Here is a 6,311-nt window from a genome sequence, read left to right as displayed (position 1 = left end):
TGACGGGGTCCCAGCTTCCGGGCCAGTGTCTATGAGAGTTGTTGGTGGGTGGTTTCCCAGTGCTTTCGGAAGGCCTCGGGGGTGAGGTCGTCCAGTGCGCTGTGGGGTCGGTAGGTGTTGTATTCGGTGCGCCAGTCCTCGGCGAGGACTTGGGCTTCGAGCAGACTACCGAAGGCTTCGGTGGTCAGGAATTCGTCGCGGAAGCGTCCGTTGAATGATTCGCAGTACCCGTTTTCCCACGGCGCGCCGGGTGCGATGAACACGGCGCCCACCGAGCCGAAGCGGGCCCAGTCGGCCAAGGCGTGACTGGTCAATTCGGGTCCGTTGTCCATGCGGATGTGCTCGGGCTTGCGGCCCGTGGTCATGATCAGCTCGTCGAGAAGGCCGGTGGTCTGATCGGCGCTCCACGACCGGCGTGGCCGTGTCGCCAACGCCTCGCGGGTGAACTCGTCGATGACGTTGAGGAAGCGCAGCTGGCGGCCATCGACGGTGAGGTCGTGCTGGTAATCCAGTGCCCACACGTGATCGGGGTGGTCCGCGGCCATGCGCGGTGATGCCGCACTGTTACCCAGGCGCATCCGCTTGCGGGTCTTCGACGGACGTTGCAGCCGTTCGTCTTTCCATAATCGATGCGTGCGTTTGGGATTGACGACCAGACCTTCGGATTTGGCGATGGCGTGCGCTTTGCGCCAGCCCCACCGCGGATGCTTGATGGCGATGTCGCGTAATCGGGCACGCAGCTGCTGTTCGTCGTCATGGGTTCGTTGCGGCTCATATTGCTGCACTGAACGGTGTTGGCCGACCACCCGGCAGGCACGCCGCTGGGAGACCCCGAACCGCTCGACGAGCACCACCACTGCTCGCCGTCGACGGTCGGGGCTCACCAGTTTCCCCGGCTGATTTCCTTGAGCATGTCGATGTCGAGGGCTTGCTCGGCGACCAGCTTTTTGAGCCGCTGGTTCTCGCGCTCAAGCTCCTTGAGTCGTTTGGTGTCTTTGGCTTTCATCCCGCCGTACTGATTTCGCCAGCGATGCCAGGTCTGCTCACTGACCTCCAGATGCCGGCACACCTCCCCGAGCTCTTTGCCCTCACCGAGTAGCCGTTCGCCCTCACGCAGCTTGCGGACCACTTGCTCGGGTGTATGCCGTCGCCGTGCCATGAATCGAGTCCTCCTCGCCCCAATTCTGGGGCATCGGACTCCCACAGGAACTGGCCCGGACCGGAGGGCTCACGTCACTGGGTGAATCTAAATATGCCCGATCCAGGGCGATCGGTGCCAAGATCGGGTGATCAGTTGGGAAGGTGGTCGTCCGATGCTGGAAGGGCTCGAGGCATTCACGCTGGTATCGGAATCGACCCGCCGCTTCGTCGCCTCGATCGCGCAGCTATCCGATGCCCAGATCGACGAGGCGACACTCATTCCGCCGTGGACACGTGGCCATGTCATCACCCATGTGGCGCGCGCCGCCGATAGTTACCGCCGCCTGCTGGCCGGGGCCAGTAACGGCGTGCAGACACCTCAATACCCGAGCATGGCGTTTCGAGCCGACCAGATCGACGCTGGGGCCAGCCGATCGGTTGAGGAGCTCGTCTCCGATGTCACTGTGAGTTCAGCCCGGTTCGAAGAGGCCATGCGCAGCCTTCCGCCACACGCCTGGCGGGCGCAGGTGAGAATGCGCCCAGGCGAACTCCGAGCCCCGGCAGCACTTCGCCTAATCCGACTCCGGGAACTCGAGGTCCACCACGTCGACCTCGCGGTCGGCTATCGGTTTGCCGACATTGCGACGGACACGGCCCAGTGGATCATCGATGACATTCTTTTGGAACTGCGTCGGAGAAACCCCATCCCGGCGCTATCCATCAAGGCGGTTGACACAGGCTTGAGCCGCGAACTCGCAAAGGGCGCACCACTGATCAGCGGAACCCAAGCTGATCTTCTGGCGTGGCTCAGCGGACGTTCCCCCGGAACCGGACTGTCCAATGATGGCGCAGTCCAAATACCGGTAGCGGCCTACTGGATTTGACTGAGGCGGTTCGACGGGATTAGCCCGGCGCCTGGAAACCTCGCTCCTGCTCGCGTCGGCGGCCTCCGGTCGTTCATGAATTGCTCTATACAGCAACGACATTCACACGCAACGCGAAAGACACGGCTAGCAAATGTTGTCCTTCCTGCGACCCATAAGACGAATTTCCTCCGAGCTCACTTTGCCGTCAGGTGCCATCTAGATCAGGCGCCCCACCGGCGTGCGTGAGATTTAACTAATTTAGATTAAGGGTTGTCTATTTGTTCATCGTCAACTAAGTTGCTTCGGTGTGAACCGCGTCACGGACGAGCTGGGCTTCTACCTCCTTGGCGGCCAACCAGAGGCTCCGAGAGCATTGATTCGTGAAATCGCTCGTGCCGAAGAACTCGGACTAGGGGCGGCGTTCATCTCGGAGCGCTGGAACACCAAGGAGGCCGCCACCTTGTCGGGTGCCGCTGGCGCGGTCAGTTCGCGGATCCGGATCGCCACTGCGGCCACCAACCACTGCACGCGGCATCCGCTGGTGATCGGCTCCTACGCGACGACGATGCACCGCTTGACCGGCGGCCGGTTCACCCTCGGCATCGGACGGGGTGTGCGGCCATTGTTCGCCGCCGCCGGAATCCCGCAGATCACCACCGCGCAAATGGAGGACTTCGCCCTCCTTATGCGCAGGCTATTCCGGGGCGAAACGGTGTTGGGGCACAACGGGCCGGCCGGAAAGTATCCAGCGCTGCGGTTGGATGCCACCTTTCATGAAGACATCCCGCTCGGCTTGGTCGCATTTGGGACCGAATCGCTCAAACTCGGCGGCCGCGCGTTCGATCAAGTTGTGCTGCATACGTTCTTCACCGACGAAACATTGGCGCGATGCGTGCGGACGGTCAAGCAAGCCGCCGAGCGCGCGGGCCGCGACCCCGCGGCCGTGAAAGTCTGGTCCTGCTTTGCAACCGTCGGAGACCACATCCCCGAGACCGAGCGACTCCGAAAGACCGTCGGCAGGCTGGCGACGTACCTGCAAGGCTACGGAGATCTGCTGGTGCGCACCAACGGCTGGGATCCGGCAGTGCTACAACGCTTTCGGGCCGACAATGTCGTGGCCAGTTTCAACCGCCCGCCTCTTCGTGTCATCGACAGCCAGGACACGCCCATCGCCGATCTCGAACACATCGCCGGGCTAATCCCCGACGAGTGGCTGACGCCCGTTGCTAGCGGGACACCGGACCAGTGCGTGAGCGTAGTGCGGCACCAATTCGAGTTGGGCGCCGACGGCGTCATTCTGCACGGGGCCACCCCCGATGAGCTGGCACCCATCCTCGCTGCCCACCGCCAGCGTCAAACGGTCGATACACCCCGCTAACGAAAGGTCAGCAACTGTGACCGCATCCGTCTTGTCGGCAATCGAGTTTGCGCTCGCTCCCGACGACTTGACGCCGACCTTCCTGACCAAATTGCTGCGCGTTGACGGCACTCTTGACAACGCAACTTCGATCACCGGGGTCGCCTTTGAACGGGTTGGCGAAGGTGTCGGCCTGGCGTCGAACCTCTATCGGCTGCGACTCGAGTCCGACGGAACCGCCCCCGCAACGGTGATCGTCAAACTCCCGACGACCACGCCCTATCGCGCTCTGGCCGAAGTCCTCGGTGTCTATCAGTGTGAGGTCGCGTTCTACCGGGATGTTGCAGGCGCTGCACCGGTCCGCACGCCGAAGTGCTATTTGGCCGCTTCGGCCCCGGACTCGATCGACTTCATCCTGATACTGGAGGATCTGGGCTTCATGGAAGCTTGCGACCATCTTGGTGGCCTCTCGCTGGAGCGGACCAATCGGATTCTGACTGAGGCGGCCCGGTTGCACGCCTGGTCACTTACCGACGGCGCGGCGCTGGTCGACAACGAGGCTTTCCTCTCGGTAACCGACCAGGCGTTGCAATCCTTTTTCACCACTCCGTTCGAGACGTGTTGGCAGACCTATCTGGCGAACGCGAGGGTTCCGGTGCCGCCGATCGCGGATGACTTCGCGCGCAGGTACGCCGAGGTTGTCCCGAAGCTTTTCGTGCAGTTGAGTCAGCCGGCCGCGTTGGCGTTCGGCGACTTTCGCGTGGACAACCTGTTCTTCGACCACGATGGGGCACCGGCCATCGTAGACTTCCAATTCGCCATGCGTGGCACCGGAATGTACGACGTGGCGTATCTGATCTCCCAAGGGTTGACGACCGAGAACCGCGCGGGCCGCGATGAGCAGTTGGTCCGGCACTATCTGCAAGCGCTGAGCCGGGCCGGATACCCCGACTACGAATTCGATGTCGCGTGGCGGCATTTTCAGATCGCCTCGGCCATCCTGTTGGGATTTCCGATCCTGGCGATGAGCTACTGGGAGGCGTTGCCCGATCGCGCCCGTGATCTGTGCTTGACGCTCGTCGAGCGGAGTCTGGCCACCGTGGTTGAGACCGGGGCGTTGGAGTTGGTGACACAGTGACACGAGGGCCTCGAGAAGTGGTGGAGCTCTATAACTTTGAGCTCTACAACTGCCGTCGGTTCGATCTCGTCGATGAGCTGGTCGCTGAGTCAATGGTGCGTCATGACGTCGGTGGCACCACCAGATTGAATCGCCGGCAGACCCGGGAACGGATCGAGGCGCTGTGCGCCGAGGTGGCCGAGTTCGAATTCAGCCTGCTACACACGCTTGTCGACGGTGACTATGTCTGCATCGTTTATCAGTGCGATATCACGCATCATGATGGCACACCCGATGCGATCTCGAGCATCGAAGTGTTCCACGTCGTTGATGGGCTCATCACCGAAGTGTGGAACAACCCGCATCAGCACGGCCGGTGGTCGAAACCACCTCCAGCCGCTGCAGCACTGAGTTCGCTGACACCGTGATCGCGATCCTGGAGTTCTGACCTGCCCCAGACCAGAACACGTCCAGCAGATTGGAATTACACAGATGAGGAGAGGGCAAACCCTATGAGCTACAAAGTGATCCAATGGGCCACGGGTGCGGTCGGCGCGGAAGGGATCAGATACGTCATCGAGCACCCCGACCTGGAGCTGGTCGGCGTCTATGTCTACTCCGCCGCGAAGGACGGAGTCGACGCGGGCGAGTTGGCCGGGGTCGAGCCGATCGGGGTGAAGGCCACCACTGACCGCGACGCGATCCTGGAGTTGGACGCGGACTGCGTGATCCACGCGCCAGCGGTATTCCACGATGGCCGACTGGTGGAAGAGGACAACGATGCCGATGTAGAGGCGTTGTTGCGCTCGGGAAAGAACGTCGTGTCCACCGCCGGCTACGTCTGGCCGCCTCATAGGGGGGCCGAACTTCAACAGCGACTCGAGCACGCGTGTCGCACCGGCGGCAGCACTTTGTTGGGCACCGGGATCAATCCCGGCTTCTTCTCCGAGCGGATCGCGGCCACCGCCACAGGGATGAACCAGCGGATCGACAGCATCAAGGTCTCGGAGCATTGGGACGCGACTGACTACCCTACTCTGGAGACCATCTCCGACCTCATCGGGATCGGGAAGCCGGTTGAATGGCTGTCGTTGGACCAGGAGTCCATGGCGGTGGTCGGTGAGTGGTTCTACGCGTCGCTCAGATCGCTCGTCCACGCTCTCGGCGGCGGCGAGGTCGAGCGCTTTGAACGTGCATTCGATTACCGGGTTGCGACCCGCGACATCGAGTTCGCGAACGGAGGCAAAGTCGTCAAGGACAGCCTCGGCGCCATCGAGTGGACCTGGACGGCGATCGTCGATGGCAGGCCCTTCGCGTCAGTCACCGACCGTTGGATCGCGGATTGGGACGTCCCGGACTGGGGCGGTGACGATCGCCGGCAGTTCTGGCGCATCGACATCGAAGGGCTTCCCAAGGTGGGCATTCGCTTCGACTTCGAAGACAACTACCCATCGATCCCCGGCGTGAAGGATCGCCTCACCCCAGCGATCACGGCCGCCGCGGCGCTCAACGCCGTCCCGGACGTGTGCGCGGCGTCCCCGGGCTTCCTCCAGCCGCCGGCGTTCGCACCATGTCTTATCCGCTGACGACGGGCGCGTCGGCAGACGCTCGCTGCTACGCCCACATGGCCGGCGGCCTCAGCGCCACAAGCCGACGGACTCGCCTGACCTAATGATCAAACCCAATGCACCCCACCACGAAATGAGGAGGATTCTCAATGAAGTTGTCAAGCTGCCGCGGCGTTAGGTGCGGTGGGTTGATAGATCCTGTGGTCGCGCAGCATGGCCCACAGGACGTTGAGGCGTCGGCGGGCCAAGGCGAGGACGGCTTG

At 62.6% G+C, this 6,311-nt stretch carries 6 protein-coding genes; 5 read left to right on the top strand and 1 reads right to left on the bottom strand.

The window, feature by feature from the left end:
• Positions 1–29: 29 nt before the first annotated feature.
• Positions 30–1,159 (bottom strand): IS3 family transposase gene (locus AC2VON_RS11125; RefSeq protein WP_486953009.1). Its coding sequence is split into 2 segments (ribosomal slippage): positions 30–895 and positions 895–1,159, totalling 1,131 coding nucleotides; the frame shifts between segments, so codons are not numbered across the junction.
• A gap of 154 nt (positions 1,160–1,313) precedes the next feature.
• On the opposite strand from AC2VON_RS11125, the gene AC2VON_RS11120 reads away from it, so the two are divergent.
• From AC2VON_RS11120 to AC2VON_RS11100, 5 genes are all read left to right on the top strand, one after another.
• Positions 1,314–2,024 carry a maleylpyruvate isomerase family mycothiol-dependent enzyme gene (locus AC2VON_RS11120; protein WP_464508866.1) on the top strand — a complete coding sequence of 237 codons (711 nt, stop codon included), beginning with the start codon at positions 1,314–1,316 and terminating at the stop codon, positions 2,022–2,024.
• 289 nt (positions 2,025–2,313) lie between these two features.
• Complete coding sequence (locus AC2VON_RS11115; protein WP_486953008.1) at positions 2,314–3,384, top strand: TIGR03857 family LLM class F420-dependent oxidoreductase; 1,071 nt, start codon at positions 2,314–2,316, stop codon at positions 3,382–3,384.
• 16 nt (positions 3,385–3,400) lie between these two features.
• The gene (locus AC2VON_RS11110) at positions 3,401–4,501 is read left to right on the top strand and encodes a phosphotransferase (protein WP_486953007.1); all 1,101 of its coding nucleotides are present in this window, start codon (positions 3,401–3,403) and stop codon (positions 4,499–4,501) included.
• The gene (locus AC2VON_RS11105) at positions 4,498–4,908 is read left to right on the top strand and encodes a nuclear transport factor 2 family protein (protein WP_486953006.1); all 411 of its coding nucleotides are present in this window, start codon (positions 4,498–4,500) and stop codon (positions 4,906–4,908) included. Before AC2VON_RS11110 ends, AC2VON_RS11105 begins: the two co-directional genes overlap by 4 nt.
• A gap of 84 nt (positions 4,909–4,992) precedes the next feature.
• Complete coding sequence (locus AC2VON_RS11100) at positions 4,993–6,066, top strand: NAD(P)H-dependent amine dehydrogenase family protein (protein WP_486953005.1); 1,074 nt, start codon at positions 4,993–4,995, stop codon at positions 6,064–6,066.
• The last annotated feature ends 245 nt before the right edge of the window (positions 6,067–6,311 follow it).

The sequence above is a fragment of the Mycobacterium sp. TH-M82 genome, assembly GCF_057473605.1.
Note: the sequence above shows the minus strand (reverse complement) of the source record. Positions and strands in the feature narration are given on the sequence as shown.